Origin of the sequence: Acinetobacter genomosp. 33YU (assembly GCF_001990725.1) — a bacterium.
Classification (GTDB): Bacteria; Pseudomonadota; Gammaproteobacteria; order Pseudomonadales; family Moraxellaceae; genus Acinetobacter; species Acinetobacter seifertii.
Map to the genome: position 1 here is coordinate 1 of NZ_LFZQ01000015.1, position 13704 is coordinate 13704.

A 13704-nucleotide genomic window follows, 5' to 3' on the forward strand; every position below is an offset into this window, starting at 1 on the left:
CCGATGGATGTGCATTATAGACCATTAAATTCCAGTTGCAATACCTTTCTCATATTTTATTATTCAACAGATCAATTTTTAGGCTTTTTAGTGAAAATTAGATGAGATATTAAACTTTTTTTAGTTAATCAACTTCATGTAGAATAGATTATTCATGCAATTGATGTGGCATTAACTCACCATGTGGCATTCCGCTAAGAAAGTATTATTCTGCATACTTGTAGTGCTTGCTACGAGTGGGCCTGCGTATGCCAATTCAAAACATAACTTCTATGTGCTGACTTTATCTATTTTAAGTTATAGCAAATGGGAGAATGTAAGCACCCCTACTCTTTGTGTAATTGATAATGCTTCAATTACTTCTACTTTTCAGTCTTATATTCAACAATTATCTTATAATTATCGTGTACAAACAGTTAATGTTAAAGATTTCCCCAAGTCACATTGCCAAGCTGTTTACTTTTCTACAACTTCCCCTCAACAACAACAAAATTTAATTCAGAATTATCCATATCGTTCTTTGCTTTCTTTAAGTATTAATAATCCAGAATGTGAAGTTGGTAGTATCTTTTGTTTATATGATCAAAATAATTACACCACTTTTAAAGTTAACTTAGATGCATTAAGCCATTCCAAGGTCCATATTGATCCAAGGGTATTACTCTTGGCTAAGAATGCGGAGTAAGGGCCATGATATCTAAGTTGTATCAGTCCACTTCTCTACATGCTCTTTTTAGGAAGTCTCAATTTACGATTTTTGCGATTACTTTTTTTATTTGTTCTTTTACCTTTGTATCTATTTCCGTTTTTACTATGGAAACTTATGCAAAGCAGAATTTGCAATTACTTAGTCATACGCTTCTTGAGCGTATTCAACCTGCTGTAGTGTTTAATGACAAGATCACAATAGAACAGATCTTAAATGAATATACGAATGATCATTCTATTCGAGCGATTCATATTTATGATTCTGAACATCATTTAATTGCACAAAGTTTTAAGTTGTCTAGTCAAACTTCTGTTTTGGAAGGATGGTTTAATCATTGGTTCTTAAATGAGCCTGTACATTTAACGATTTATCATCACCAACAAAATGTTGGCGAGCTAACACTTTTTGGTAGCTCTGAAAAAATATTGCAATTTTTAAAGATGATTATGGTCGGTCTAGCGATCGCGATGTTATTTATTGTTTGTGCGCTATGGTGGTCAGTGAATTTAACTTATCGTCAAATTATGCAGGCGATTTATCCTCTTACCAATATTGCTCAAATCGTAAGTGAACAGAAAGCTTATAATCTTCGCTTTCCATATAACCGTATTAAAGAGTTTCAAGATTTAAATACTGTTTTTAATCAGTTGCTTGAAGAAATTCAAATTTGGGATAATCAGCTACAAAAGGAAAATCGAAAACTATCTTTTCAAGCTCATCACGACCAACTTACATTACTACCAAACAGACATTATTTTTATCAAATATTATTAGATATGTTTGAAGATAAGGATTTTGACAACAAGTCTGCTCTATTATTTATAGATAATAATAACTTTAAGGCAATTAATGACCAGTTCGGACATTTAGCTGGTGATGAAGTCTTAAAAGAGATGGCCAAAAGATTACAGACTCGTTTACGGCATCAAGATTTTATTGCTCGTCTAGGCGGCGACGAATTTGCGGTCATTTTGCATTCCATTAGTCATGCTGATCATTTAATATCTATTGCTGAAAATTTACTCGAAAGCTGTAAAGAACCTTTGCATCTAAATGATCAAACGATTTATTTCAGTTTTAGTGTGGGGATTGCTTTATCCCAATTTGCGTCTAGTCCAGAAGATTTTATTATGCAAGCCGATCAGGCGATGTATAAGGCTAAGACTTCTGAGCAACATTGGTTTATTTATAAACCAGAGAATTAAATTTAGGCTAATCTATGAATACAAGATCTTTAAAACTCTCGTTTATTGCATTGCTGTGCATTACTCTTGCAGGCTGCTTGAGTTTTGGCCCTTTGAAATATCGTCAAGTAAAAATGCTAAAGAAAGAGGGTTTTGTTCTAACTAACGAAGGCTGGACTCTAGGTTTACCAGAACGTTTATTATTTGATTTTAATGATGCAACGTTGAAACAAAGCCATGAAGCAGAACTTGTACGCTTAGCAAATCAATTAAATAAATATGATTTGAATAAGTTAAAAATTGTTGGTCATACTGACGATGTAGGTAATCCTGAATACAACCAGAAGTTATCTGAAGAGCGCGCACAAAGTGTTGCTAACCTTTTCTTGACTCGTGGTTTTAAAAAGGAAAATATTTATGTTATTGGACGTGGTTCAACTCAACCATATGTACCAAACACAACCAATGAAAATAGGGCAATCAATCGTCGTGTTGCAATCGTCATTATTCCTTAATTTTCTTATTTAAAAAAAGCCAATCTTCGTGATTGGCTTTTTTGTTTTATACAAGTTCAATAATATCAATAGTCGGTGGTACACGAAATCTTAAAGGTATGCCAACCATACCTGTTCCTACGGTAACAAATACATCAGCATGCTCGTGTGAATAAAAGCCACGCTTGTGACCTAAAATTGATACTTTTTTCATAATGTAATTAGTTACCCACGGAAGCTCGACCTGTCCCCCATGAGTATGTCCTGATAACATCAAAGGTCGATTAGGTAATTTGGGAACCATATCTACTGTATCTGGATTATGTGAGAGGATTAGCCACGGTTTATCTTGTGGTAAGTTTGGCATTGAACGCATATCGGTTTTTCCCGCCCATAGATCACCAATACCAATTAAGCGAAATTCGTCAAACTCAACAATTTTACCTTCAATATCCATAACTTCATTGTAGTAAAGTGCATCTTTTAATAATTGTTGGATAGGTGGTCCTGGATATTGTTCATCATGATTTCCAGGAACTGAATAGACTGGAGCTTGAATATCTTTGAGTACAGCCAGTTCTTGTACTAGTTTGTCTTCTGGTTCATAGGTCCAGTCGCCTGACACAACCACCAAGTCAGGTTGTTGCTCATTGAGTTTTTTCACAATGATTTTGAGTTGACGTTCGTGACCGGAAAATAAACCTATATGTAAATCAGCAATTAAAGCAACTTTTACAGGCTTATTAAAACGGCGATCCGGATTCAAACGATATTGATGAACATCAACACGTACCATATGCGGTTCTATAAAACGTGCATAAATGAGGATACCGCTTAATAAAAAGATAAAAATGGTTTGGTGAATTGAGTAATATCCTATCCAACCTGCATATAAGTTAAAGAACCAAAGTGGAATAAGAAGATAAGATAGATAAAAAGTAAGTAAGTGGACAAAAGCTTTAAATGGATGAATTGTTTCTGTACGTGATTGATGAATCCAAGCTTCGACAATGCCCCACAAGGCAAGTATTGAAAAAATAAAGTAAAAACAAAAGATGATTGAATTTGGATTCCACATTACGATTCTCGACTTATCTTATATTGATTGCTAGTAATCAAATTCAATATTTATCTTTCAATATGCACGAATTATACTCTAGCTCACCTTATCGTATGTATTGATTATGGCACAATCCTTTCATTCCAAACAGCTTCAAACTCATCAACAGGCTAAAGGCTTTTTGATCAAAGCTTCTTTAGTTGTCTGTTCAAGTTTTGCTGTGACTTTGACAGGTTGTAGCACTTTACCCAAACATCGTGCAGAACCTATTGAATATGCACGGGATATCGATACATCTCAAACTTCACTTGCAAAAATTATTACGCCTTTGCGGGAACAAAATCCAAATTTAACGGGTTATCATCTGTTAAATGATCCCTTAGAAGCACTTGCGGCTCGTTTAAGGTTGATTGATAAAGCCGAAAAGACTTTAGATTTACAATATTATATTTGGGATAATGACAAGGTCGGCGCTTTAGCGTTACATGCGATTATTCGTGCTGCAGATCGTGGCGTTAAAGTACGTTTATTGATTGATGATAATAACGCTAAAAAAATGGAAGGGGTTTTACTGGCCCTTTCTCAGCATAAAAATATTGAAGTTAAATTATTTAACCCTTACCGTTTTCGCGAATACCGCGCGATGGATATGATTTTAGACTTAAAGCGTATCAATCGTCGTATGCATAATAAGAGCTTTATTGCTGATAATCAGGTAGCGCTCATCGGTGGGCGTAATATGACAAATCAGTATTATAACGTCAGTGATAATTACCAATTTTCTGATGTTGATGTCATGTTAGTCGGTGCTGCTGTTGATGACATCGTAAATTCTTTTGATGATTACTGGAATCATGAATATGCCTATTCGGTCCAGAGCATTGTTAGTGCTCAACAACACCGTTTACGCTATGAAAGTTTAAAAGAACAACTCGATGCTCATTATCAACAGGCAACTGTTCAAAACTTTCTTAACTTAACTTCTAAGTCGCATGCTTTTGATAAATGGCTAGACCATAACATTCAATTTGACTGGGTTAAGGCAGAGGTCGTAAAAGACTCCCCTGATAAAATTAAGTCAAAAGCAAAAAAAGAAGAGCATTTAAATTTCCAATTGATTAACCATTTGGAAAAGCCCGAAAGTAATGTTGATTTGATTTCTGCTTATTTTATTCCTGAAAAGCAAGGCGCTAAAATTTTGAGTACGCTTGCGAAAGAAGGGGTAGAAGTTCGAGTTTTGACAAACTCATTTAAGGCAAATGACGTTGCTGTAGTCCATGCTTTTTATGGTAGATATCGAAAAGAACTTTTGAAAAACGGCGTACAACTTTATGAGTTTTTACCAGCCCCAGATAAACGTAATTTAAATAAAAATACGGAAGAGTTGGCAACTAAGGCTAAAGTAAACATGAAAGGCTTAAGTCGCTCAAGCTTACATACCAAACTCATGGCTTTAGATGAACAGGTTTTTATTGGATCATTCAATTTTGACCCACGTTCTGCTTATTTAAATACTGAAATTGGTGTAATTTTAGATAGCCCATCGCTAGCAAAAACAATTCACCATACGATGGATGAAAACTTAAATAAATATGCTTATAAATTAAAGCTCGACCCGAATAACAATATTTATTGGCAACAAGAAACCTCAAAAGGGCCTGTTATTTATAAAAAAGAACCAGAAATGAAATGGTGGCAAAAGGCAGGCATGAAGTTTCTTTCATGGCTACCTCTCGAAGGATTTATGTAATTAACTTTTTGGCTTAAGTACTTTTTGATGTAATTGAGCCAAACCTTCTACCATTTTTTGTTGGACTTCTTGAGTCAGACTTTTTACATCGTGCCCTTCGACCGAGATAGGAGGCAAGGTCAGTAGATGAGCTGTTACTTTCGGCATTTCTAGCACATGCTGAATATGTTCAACAAATGACATATCACCAATAAATGGTGCAACATTATCTAATTCACCATGACGGTTTACATAGCAAATTAAGCACACCTGTACTGGACGCTTGGCTTCAATAGCAGCCCCGAGTAAACGACCATGTATTTTTTTAACAGAATGTCCATCTGTAGTAGTCGCTTCAGGAAAAAATAATACTGGAATATTTTGTTTTAAGAATTCAGCAATTTGCTCTCGAATTCTAATAGAGTCACCAGAGCCACGCTTAATAAATAAAGTACCGCCACCCTTTGCTAAGTTACCCAAAATAGGCCAATTTTCTATTTCAGCTTTAGCCAAAAAGAACACGCGCGCACCCGAACCTAAAACAGCAATATCAAGCCAAGAAATATGATTGCTTACCCATAAAGCTGGCTCTCTAGGAATCGTTCCATGCACTTGAACATCGAGGTTAAAGACTTTGCATAAACGGCGACAAAAATATTGGACGTATCGTGTATTAACAGGATTATTTGGATCCTTATAGAGTCCATGACGATAAACTAAATAAAAACCTTCACTGATTGCCGCAGTTGCTGAAGTAACTTTCTTTCCGTACAAGCCTATTTTAGAAAATTTCTTTAACGTTGAATTTAATATACTTTGCGTTTGAGCCATAAAATTTCACTAACGATCAATCATTGTTATACCTATCTCGAGCCATTCTATACGTTTCGCAATTAACTTGCATCGCTATGCGATAGAAGCAAATAAAAAATAAAATGCATGTAGATAATCTAAAGGATAAGAGTAAACCCTTTCCCCTTTTACTCAAGTTTCCTCTAGAATAAAGTTTTACCCTTTTCAGGATTTATAGCCACGTGGAATTAGTTGATCGGCATCAAGGCGGTGAGCGCACAATATTAGTGAGTGTGTCTGTACAATTATTAGATGATCTGGATGCCGAAGAGTTTGCCCTACTTGCACAGTCTGCTGGTGCAGATATTCTTGAGCACGTTAAAGTACAACGTAATAAGCCAAATCCTAAATTTTTTATTGGTTCAGGTAAAGTCGATGAAATAGCAGAGAAAGTTCAAGAATTAGAAGCTGGGCTGGTTATTTTTGATCATGCATTATCACCTGCTCAAGAACGAAATTTAGAAAGAATATTAAAATGTCGGGTCATTGACCGTACTGGTTTAATTTTGGATATTTTTGCCCTACGTGCCCGCACCCATGAAGGTAAATTACAAGTCGAACTTGCTCAGCTTAAACATTTATCAACTCGTCTAATCCGTGGTTGGTCTGCTGACTTTGAACAACAAAAAGGTGGTATTGGCTTACGTGGTCCGGGTGAAACACAACTCGAAACAGACCGTCGCCTCATTCGTGTACGTATTACTCAGTTAAAAGACAAGTTAGAGAAAGTCCATCAAACTCGTATACAAGGACGAGCAGCCAGACAAAAAGCTTCAATTCCAACCGTATCTTTAGTGGGTTATACCAATGCAGGAAAATCTACTTTATTTAATATTTTAGCGAAAAGTGATGTATATGCAGCCGACCAACTGTTTGCAACACTTGATCCAACCTTACGTCGTTTAGAATGGGATGGTATTGGTACTGTTGTGCTCGCAGATACTGTCGGTTTTGTGCGAAACCTACAACATGATTTAGTTGAGTCTTTCAAGGCAACTTTAGAAGAAACGCTTGAAGCAACACTACTCTTACATGTAATTGATAGCAGTAGCCATGAAATGCTGGATCAGATTGAAGCTGTTGAAGGTGTGTTAAAAGAAATTGGCGCAGATGCCCCTGTCCTTCGTGTTTACAACAAGATCGATTTAAGTGGTGAAGAGGCTAAAATTGTTTATTCAGAGCCGCATGTTCCTGATCGCGTTTATGTATCTGCACATTCAGGTTTAGGTCTAGATTTACTACGTCAAGCTGTTCAAGAATGTTTAATGGGACAACTTCAACAATTCTCATTAATACTTAAACCTGCTTATGGCAAATTGCGTACCCAACTTTATGCTTTAAACGTTATCGAATCTGAACATTATGATGATGAAGGGCTATTACATATTGATATACGAATAGCCCCTCATAAGCTCGAGCAATTAATTCGCCAAGCCAAATTACCTATAGATGAGATATTAGGTGAACGAGCGAGTCAGTTTAAACGACCACTGGAAGAGTTTGAAATCAAGAACTAGATCAGTTAAAACTTGATAAGTAAACTTTTAGAGATAAAAAATATGGATAAGATCAAAAGTATAGATTGGGCAGCATGGGTAGGAACTTTTCTACTTATTATTGGCTTTCGTGAAGGCTCAGTCGTCGTTATGCGTACTTTTGGTCATCCAGAATTAGGAAACTTAGTTGGTTTAATTAGTTTACTCATCATTTTGCTCGTTTGGCGCAAGTTTAAGAAAATTCCTTTAAGACTAGTCGACACCAACAATAAAATCATGAAAGAAAGTGGTTTTGCTTTTTTACCCATTTGTGCAGGATCATTAATTATGCTGGTGCATATGGGCAAAGAAATTCCTTTATTTCTCTTTGTACTAGTAGTGAGCACCCTTATCCCGCTGTGGGTCTATGCAAAAATGGCCAAACACTGGTTATAAGGAGAATAAAATGTTTATGATTTTATATGGATTTTTGATCACTCTAGTTGGCTACCTTTGTGCAAAACCTTTAAACCGCCGTTTCCCTCAAGTCCCTCTCTTAGTTTTCGGTATGTTCATTGTGATTGGTTTATTATCAATCTTGAAAGTTCCTTATGAAGAATACCGACTTTACGTAAACGATTTATTCAGCCACCTATTAGGGTATGTCACCGTTGCTTTAGCGATACCTTTGGCTGCAATGCGATATGACGATTTACCTCTTAAATCGGTGGTTGGAATCTTATGTTTTGCAAGTATTAGCGCCGTTGCTTTACCAATGGGACTCGCTTATTTGTTGCATATGTCTGAGCCTACTATTCTGGCATTTGCTACACGCGCTGTAACTACACCTATTGCTTTAAACATAGCAACTTTATTACATGCCCCTGAAACATTAGTCACGTTAATTGTGATTTTATCAGGAGTTATTGGTGCCGCATTTTCACCATTTTTACTTAAGCATATTCATGATGAAAGAGCATCAGGTTTAGCTCTAGGTTTAGCCGCACATGCTATTGGAACAGCTCAAGCTTGGCAACGTGGCCCTGTTGCGGGTCGTTATGCCGCTTTTGGTATGGCTTTAAATGGTGTATTTACCGCCATATGGCTACCGACTTTCATGTTATCTGTAGGAATTTCCTGATCAAAAAGTAGTTCAAATAAACATTGAACCAGTGATCAATTAGAAATAAGATGATCTTTTCAAATCTAAAAGGATTTTTGATTATGGGGAAATTTTTTGTTGGAGCGTTGCTCTTATTGGGGATAAATTCAGCTACTTTTGCGGCTGATATTACTGGTATGTGGCAAACGATTGACGATAAAACTGGTACGCCTAAGGCTCATGTAGAAATACGAAAAGAGGCAAATGGTACTTATTCAGGAAAAGTTGTAAAAATTACACCGCGTCCGGGTTATACACCAAAAGAAATTTGTGATAACTGCCCAGCGCCTTATACCAATAAGCATATTGTAGGTTTAGATATCGCGACTGGTTTAAAACAAGTGGATAGTACAACCTACACTGGTGGTAAAATTCTAGATCCAAATACTGGCAAAGTTTACGGATTAAAAGCCAAACTCAGTGCAAATGGTAACCGTCTACACATGCGTGGTTATCTTGGAGTTTCAGCTTTAGGCCGCAATCAAATCTGGATTCGCCTAGAATAAATCTTAAAAAAGAAAAAAGCCGCTTATGCGGCTTTTTTTATTACATGACAGGATTAACTACTGAAAAACTTTGCTGGTCTTCAAGACGATAAGCAATTAAGTTTTTACCCCACACACAGCCACCATCTACGTTCTGAATATGTTCACTGATTGTTCTTCCTTCTAGAGCAGCCCAATGACCAAAGAATACTTGATGTGTTTGTGCAGCTTTACTTGGAAATTCAAACCAAGGTAAATAACCTTCTGGCATAGGTGCATCTAAAGTATCTTTAAAACTAAATTCCAATCTACCTTCTGCATTAGTTAAACGCATGCGAGTTAAATAATTGGTAATACAGCGTAGGCGGTCATTACCAGTTAAGTCATCTGTCCAAAGATCTGGTTTTGAACCATACATTTCAGCTAAAAAAGCATCTAATACAGACAGATCATCATGTGCTAATACAGCTTCAACTTCTTTCGCTAAAGCAGCCGTTTTTTTTGCATCCCAAATACAAGGTATACCAGCATGTGTTAGCACAGTTTGTTCATTTGGAAATAAACATAATGGCTGTTTACGTAACCAGTCGATGAGTTCATCACCATCCACAGCATCAATAACATCCTGTGTACGATCTTTCTCTTTAATTTCTTTAAGACCACGAGCACAAGCAACCAGTGTTAAATCATGATTACCTAAGACGGTTGCAGCTGCGCCACGATCGGCTAGTTTTTTAATAAAACGAAGTGCACCTACAGAATTTTCTCCACGTGCAACTAAATCACCAGCGAACCAAATAAAATCTTGGTCAGGATCAAAACGTATTTCTTTCAGCAATGCTTTGAGTGCTTCAAAACAACCTTGAACATCTCCAATGATATAGTTATAGCGCTTGGTCATTTATGCCACCATTTGATCTGCCAAAGCGACAAACTCGGCAAGTGTCAGAGTTTCTGGACGAGCCATTGGGTCAACGCCTGCTTTCTCAAAGCCATCTTCTGCCAACATACCTTTAAGGCTGTTTCTTAGGGTTTTACGGCGCTGAGTAAACACATGTGCAACCAAACGAGCTAAAGCTTTCTCATCTTTTGCGACAATCGGTTTTTGTTCGTAAGGAACTAAACGGAATACTGCACTCGTTACTTTTGGCGGTGGATTAAATGCACCAGCAGGAACTTCAAATAAAAATGTAGGCTGGCAATAATATTGAATCATTACCGATAAACGACCATATTCTTTTGTATTTGGTTCAGCAGTAATACGATCAACCACCTCTTTTTGCAGCATAAAGTGCATATCTTTGACTTTGCTACCAAATTCCAAGAGATGAAAAAGTAGTGGTGTTGAAATGTTATAAGGTAAATTGCCTACTACACGTAATGGTCGACCATCTTTTACAAGTTCACTAAAGTCATATTTTAATGCATCAGCTTCTACAATAGTCAAACGTTCTGGATGTGGAACACGCTCTGGCAAACCCGCTGCTAAGTCACGGTCTAACTCAACAACTGTTAAAGCATCACACTCTCCAATTAAAGGAGAAGTTAATGCAGCCAAGCCCGGACCAATTTCAACAATGTTATCGCCTGTACGCGGATTGACAGAGCGTACAATTTTGGCAATGACTCGCTGATCATGTAAGAAGTTTTGACCAAAACGTTTACGAGCTTTATGCCCTTCATCTTTCGGGTTTAGGGCATTAATTTGATACATAGAACATTTCCAACATGAAAAATTTAACTCGCTGCCAACGATAAAGCTAAATCGACAGCGACATTTAAACTTGAGCTTTTTGCCAAACCTGTCCCAGCTAAAGACAGAGCAGTACCATGATCGACCGAAGTTCGAATAAACGGTAAGCCCAATGTGATATTAATTGCTTCACCAAAACCTTGTGATTTTAGCACAGGTAAGCCTTGATCATGGTACATGGCAAGAACAGCATCAGCATTTTTAAGATGTTCAGGAGTAAATAAAGTGTCTGCTGGCATACTTAAACTGATTTTAATGCCTTGAGAGCGGTAAGTTTCAAGAACCGGATTAATGGTATCAATCTCTTCACGACCTAAGTAACCATCTTCTCCCGCATGAGGATTTAAGCCACACACCAAAATCCTTGGATCGGTAATTTTAAACTTAGTTTTTAAGTCATGAAGCAAGATGTCTATTACTTGATGCAAGCGTTGTTTGGTAATTGCATCTGCTACATCTCTTAAAGGTAAATGTGTAGTCGCTAAAGCAACTCGCAAGGTTTTAGTGGCGAGCATCATGACAACACGCTCTACACCTGCAAACTCTTGGTAATATTCGGTGTGACCACTAAATAAAATTCCTGCATCATTAATAACCGATTTTTGCACGGGCGCAGTAGCTACACCTACACTTTTACCTGACATTGCATAATCAGCTGAGCGACGTAGTTGCTCTAATACATAAGCAGCATTAGCTGGGTCTAATTGACCGTCAGTGACTTCTGTTTTTAATGCAACATGCTCTATATAAAGCTCACCTTGCAAAGATGATTGAGTCTGTCCGGTATACTCTAAAAACTTAATATCCAAGCCAAGCTTTTGAGCACGTTGTTGCAATAAATTTCGGTCAGCTAAAACAACAACAGGACGTTCATCAACTCGTTTCGCCAGACTTAAACAAATATCTGGACCAATACCGGCAGGCTCACCGGAAGTGACATATAAAGGCAGCACAATCACCCCCGACACATTTCTAAAATTTGAATTATTTTAACATATCCTACATTCATCGGATTAGGGATTAAATTATCTACCTTAAACTGGATTTTTCTTGTGACTTTGGACAAACTCGTTTAGAATGCTCGCTCCTTTTGTTTGGACAGATTCCATAGTCCAAACCAACTATAATAGGTAGTGGTTTAATGAAAACTCTCAGCGCTAAGCCAGCTGAAGTTCAACATGACTGGTATGTTGTTGATGCTTCTGGCAAAACTTTAGGTCGCCTTGCGACTGAAATCGCTCGTCGTTTACGCGGTAAGCATAAAACTTCTTATACTCCTCACGTTGACACTGGCGATTACATCGTTGTGATTAATGCTGAACAAGTTCAAGTGACTGGTAAAAAATCACTTGATAAGAAATATTATCGCCATACTGGTTTCCCTGGTGGTATCCGTGAGACTAACTTCGAGAAGTTAATTGCTCACAAACCTGAAGCTGTTCTTGAAAAAGCGGTTAAAGGCATGTTACCAAAAGGTCCTCTTGGTTATGCAATGATCAAAAAAATGAAAGTGTACGCTGGTACTGAGCATCCGCATGCTGCTCAACAGCCACAAGTTTTGGACATCTAAGGGATACAGCACATGGCTACTAATTATGGTACAGGTCGCCGTAAGACCGCAACTGCACGTGTTTTCTTGTCAGCTGGTACAGGCAAACTCGTTATTAACAACCGTACTTTAGAGCAATATTTCGGTCGTGAAACTGCTCGTATGGTTGTTCGTCAACCTTTAGAACTTTTAGAAGTTACTGAAAAGTTTGACCTTTACATCACTGTTAAAGGTGGTGGTATCGGTGGTCAAGCTGGCGCGATCCGTCACGGTATTACTCGTGCGCTTATCGCTGCTGACGAAACTTTAAAACCTGTTCTACGTCAAGCTGGTTTCGTTACTCGTGATGCTCGTGAAGTTGAACGTAAGAAACTTGGTTTACGTAAAGCTCGTAAACGTCCTCAATTCTCTAAACGTTAATTCGTTTACCGAATCGGACAAAAAGCCTTGGATTTTTCCAAGGCTTTTTTATTATAAAAACGGAACCAAAAGATAAGAACTTATAAATATAAAAACTATCTCTTTAGAACCGTGATTTCCTAGAGCATTTTTAGTATTCTAATCGATTCACTCAACCACGTCGTCTTGTGATATGTCGGTCGAAAATACCTCTATTCAGGGGATTACCCTTTACAGCCATGCTGATGATTTCCGTTCTCACTGGATTCGTTTCTTATTAGCAGAAAAACAAATTAAATATCAATTGATCATAACTGATCACGAAGATGAGGATTTAGCAAGTCTAAACCCTTACAACCAATTACCGATGCTCCTTGAGCAAAACCTGAAGTTATTCTCAGCACCTATTATTGCTGAATATCTTGATGACCGATATCGTCAGAGCAAACTTTACGCCGATGCGCCGATGGCACGCGCAGAACAACGACAATATATTTGGCGTCTTGAAAATGATTGGTTCAAATTGGCTGATGATATGCTCAAACATGTAGATACTTTAAATGTAGAACAAAAACAAAAAGCACAAAAAGAACTACGTGAGACCTTAATTTCTCTTACTCCACTATTTCAGCATTTTCCTTACTTTATGTCCGAAAATTTTTCAATTTTGGACTGTATGCTCGCCCCAATTTTTGTGAGGCTGAATAGCATGGGAATTGATTTACCCAAACAGCAGTGTCGGCCTATATTTTTGTACTGTAAACGTATCTTTAGCCGCCCTTCTTTTGTTAAATCAATGACGGCCCAAGAGAAAACCCGTTACAATGAACAATTAAATATGGAATAGTGTGAT

The 13704-nt window shown here is 37.3% G+C and carries 16 protein-coding genes; 11 read left to right on the top strand and 5 right to left on the bottom strand.

Features of this window, described 5'->3' with window-relative positions:
• Positions 1-181: 181 nt before the first annotated feature.
• Genes AC056_RS17290 through AC056_RS17300 form a run of 3 tightly spaced genes read left to right on the top strand, consistent with a single transcriptional unit; the run spans position 182 to position 2408 of the window.
• The gene (locus AC056_RS17290) at positions 182-685 is read left to right on the top strand and encodes a YfiR family protein (RefSeq protein ID WP_004704137.1); all 504 of its coding nucleotides are present in this window, start codon (positions 182-184) and stop codon (positions 683-685) included.
• 5 nt (positions 686-690) lie between these two features.
• Positions 691-1914, top strand: a complete 1224-nt coding sequence (locus AC056_RS17295) for a diguanylate cyclase domain-containing protein (RefSeq protein ID WP_004704135.1) — start codon at positions 691-693, stop codon at positions 1912-1914.
• A 14-nt stretch (positions 1915-1928) separates the two neighbouring features.
• On the top strand, positions 1929-2408 hold the full coding sequence (locus AC056_RS17300) for an OmpA family protein (protein WP_019456620.1): 480 nt from the start codon (positions 1929-1931) through the stop codon (positions 2406-2408).
• A gap of 46 nt (positions 2409-2454) precedes the next feature.
• Here the strand turns inward: AC056_RS17300 and AC056_RS17305 are convergent, their stop codons facing one another.
• Positions 2455-3465: a metallophosphoesterase gene (locus tag AC056_RS17305; RefSeq protein WP_039255371.1), complete on the bottom strand. Its 1011-nt coding sequence runs from the start codon at positions 3463-3465 to the stop codon at positions 2455-2457.
• 106 nt (positions 3466-3571) lie between these two features.
• Here AC056_RS17305 and AC056_RS17310 point away from each other — a divergent pair, with 106 nt between their 5' ends.
• The gene (locus tag AC056_RS17310; RefSeq protein WP_004704129.1) at positions 3572-5197 is read left to right on the top strand and encodes a phospholipase D family protein; all 1626 of its coding nucleotides are present in this window, start codon (positions 3572-3574) and stop codon (positions 5195-5197) included.
• Here AC056_RS17310 and AC056_RS17315 read toward each other — a convergent pair whose 3' ends face one another.
• A complete protein-coding gene (locus AC056_RS17315) occupies positions 5198-6007 on the bottom strand; it encodes a lysophospholipid acyltransferase family protein (protein WP_077164332.1) in 810 nt (269 codons plus the stop codon).
• 203 nt (positions 6008-6210) lie between these two features.
• Between AC056_RS17315 and hflX the strand changes: the two genes are divergently transcribed.
• The 4 genes from hflX to AC056_RS17335 all read left to right on the top strand — a co-directional run bounded on the left by hflX (position 6211) and on the right by AC056_RS17335 (position 9171).
• Positions 6211-7545: a ribosome rescue GTPase HflX gene (hflX, locus tag AC056_RS17320; protein WP_077164333.1), complete on the top strand. Its 1335-nt coding sequence runs from the start codon at positions 6211-6213 to the stop codon at positions 7543-7545.
• A 42-nt stretch (positions 7546-7587) separates the two neighbouring features.
• Positions 7588-7959, top strand: a complete 372-nt coding sequence (locus AC056_RS17325) for a hypothetical protein (protein WP_019456617.1) — start codon at positions 7588-7590, stop codon at positions 7957-7959.
• 10 nt (positions 7960-7969) lie between these two features.
• Positions 7970-8644, top strand: coding sequence for an LrgB family protein (locus tag AC056_RS17330; protein WP_019456616.1), 675 nt, complete (start codon positions 7970-7972; stop codon positions 8642-8644).
• A gap of 83 nt (positions 8645-8727) precedes the next feature.
• A complete protein-coding gene (locus AC056_RS17335) occupies positions 8728-9171 on the top strand; it encodes a DUF2147 domain-containing protein (protein ID WP_004704121.1) in 444 nt (147 codons plus the stop codon).
• 40 nt (positions 9172-9211) lie between these two features.
• Here the strand turns inward: AC056_RS17335 and AC056_RS17340 are convergent, their stop codons facing one another.
• Genes AC056_RS17340 through pdxA form a run of 3 tightly spaced genes read right to left on the bottom strand, consistent with a single transcriptional unit; the run spans position 9212 to position 11871 of the window.
• The gene (locus AC056_RS17340) at positions 9212-10051 is read right to left on the bottom strand and encodes a symmetrical bis(5'-nucleosyl)-tetraphosphatase (protein ID WP_077164334.1); all 840 of its coding nucleotides are present in this window, start codon (positions 10049-10051) and stop codon (positions 9212-9214) included.
• Entirely contained in the window at positions 10052-10864 is an 813-nt protein-coding gene (gene rsmA, locus AC056_RS17345; RefSeq protein ID WP_004704118.1) for a 16S rRNA (adenine(1518)-N(6)/adenine(1519)-N(6))-dimethyltransferase RsmA, read from the bottom strand.
• Positions 10865-10887: 23 nt separating this feature from the next.
• Positions 10888-11871 carry a 4-hydroxythreonine-4-phosphate dehydrogenase PdxA gene (gene pdxA / locus AC056_RS17350; protein WP_077164335.1) on the bottom strand — a complete coding sequence of 328 codons (984 nt, stop codon included), beginning with the start codon at positions 11869-11871 and terminating at the stop codon, positions 10888-10890.
• Positions 11872-12044: 173 nt separating this feature from the next.
• On the opposite strand from pdxA, the gene rplM reads away from it, so the two are divergent.
• The 3 genes from rplM to AC056_RS17365 all read left to right on the top strand — a co-directional run bounded on the left by rplM (position 12045) and on the right by AC056_RS17365 (position 13698).
• On the top strand, positions 12045-12473 hold the full coding sequence (rplM, locus tag AC056_RS17355) for a 50S ribosomal protein L13 (protein ID WP_002117832.1): 429 nt from the start codon (positions 12045-12047) through the stop codon (positions 12471-12473).
• A 12-nt stretch (positions 12474-12485) separates the two neighbouring features.
• Positions 12486-12872 (top strand): 30S ribosomal protein S9, encoded by a 387-nt coding sequence (rpsI, locus tag AC056_RS17360; protein WP_002048725.1) that lies wholly within the window; start codon positions 12486-12488, stop codon positions 12870-12872.
• Positions 12873-13044: 172 nt separating this feature from the next.
• Positions 13045-13698 (top strand): glutathione S-transferase N-terminal domain-containing protein, encoded by a 654-nt coding sequence (locus AC056_RS17365; RefSeq protein WP_039255378.1) that lies wholly within the window; start codon positions 13045-13047, stop codon positions 13696-13698.
• Positions 13699-13704 lie beyond the last annotated feature (6 nt).

Coding starts and splice junctions, on each gene's coding strand:
- AC056_RS17335 (WP_004704121.1), top strand. CDS start 8,728: ATGGGGAAATTTTTTGTTGGAGCGTTGCTCTTATTGGGGATAAATTCA.
- AC056_RS17365 (WP_039255378.1), top strand. CDS start 13,045: ATGTCGGTCGAAAATACCTCTATTCAGGGGATTACCCTTTACAGCCAT.
- rpsI (WP_002048725.1), top strand. CDS start 12,486: ATGGCTACTAATTATGGTACAGGTCGCCGTAAGACCGCAACTGCACGT.
- AC056_RS17290 (WP_004704137.1), top strand. CDS start 182: ATGTGGCATTCCGCTAAGAAAGTATTATTCTGCATACTTGTAGTGCTT.
- rsmA (WP_004704118.1), bottom strand. CDS start 10,864: ATGTATCAAATTAATGCCCTAAACCCGAAAGATGAAGGGCATAAAGCT.
- AC056_RS17295 (WP_004704135.1), top strand. CDS start 691: ATGATATCTAAGTTGTATCAGTCCACTTCTCTACATGCTCTTTTTAGG.
- rplM (WP_002117832.1), top strand. CDS start 12,045: ATGAAAACTCTCAGCGCTAAGCCAGCTGAAGTTCAACATGACTGGTAT.
- AC056_RS17300 (WP_019456620.1), top strand. CDS start 1,929: ATGAATACAAGATCTTTAAAACTCTCGTTTATTGCATTGCTGTGCATT.
- AC056_RS17325 (WP_019456617.1), top strand. CDS start 7,588: ATGGATAAGATCAAAAGTATAGATTGGGCAGCATGGGTAGGAACTTTT.
- AC056_RS17340 (WP_077164334.1), bottom strand. CDS start 10,051: ATGACCAAGCGCTATAACTATATCATTGGAGATGTTCAAGGTTGTTTT.
- AC056_RS17315 (WP_077164332.1), bottom strand. CDS start 6,007: ATGGCTCAAACGCAAAGTATATTAAATTCAACGTTAAAGAAATTTTCT.
- AC056_RS17330 (WP_019456616.1), top strand. CDS start 7,970: ATGTTTATGATTTTATATGGATTTTTGATCACTCTAGTTGGCTACCTT.
- AC056_RS17310 (WP_004704129.1), top strand. CDS start 3,572: ATGGCACAATCCTTTCATTCCAAACAGCTTCAAACTCATCAACAGGCT.
- AC056_RS17305 (WP_039255371.1), bottom strand. CDS start 3,465: ATGTGGAATCCAAATTCAATCATCTTTTGTTTTTACTTTATTTTTTCA.